Consider the following 309-nt stretch of genomic DNA (forward strand, 5'->3'; position numbering starts at 1 on the left):
TTGGCGTTCAACCGCTGGCCGAACATGATCCAGCCTGCGGCGATGGTGGCGGCGATACCGAAACCGCCCCACAACGCGTAAGCGATTGACAGATCGATGCCCTTTACCGCCTGCGCCAGGGCGCTGAACGCACCGAGTACCGACAGCAGCGACAGCAATCCCAGCCAAATTTTACGGAAACCGTCCGACATCTTCAGGAAGATGTTGGCGATGATTTCCAGCACGATGGCCAATCCCAGGAACCCAATGTGGTACAACTCAAACTGTTGCATGGTTGTCACCTCGCGGGCTGACCTGTTTTCGCTCTTT

General features: G+C 56.6%; 1 protein-coding gene. It reads right to left on the minus strand.

Annotated elements, in window-relative coordinates:
- Positions 1-272, minus strand: a 272-nt coding sequence (mdtI, locus tag J0A67_RS23620) for a multidrug/spermidine efflux SMR transporter subunit MdtI (protein ID WP_206571683.1), incomplete at its 3' end; no start/stop codon positions are given.
- Between the last annotated feature and the right edge of the window lie 37 nt (positions 273-309).

It is taken from the genome of Algoriphagus aestuariicola (assembly GCF_017254835.1).
Taxonomy (GTDB): domain Bacteria; phylum Bacteroidota; class Bacteroidia; order Cytophagales; family Cyclobacteriaceae; genus Algoriphagus; species Algoriphagus aestuariicola.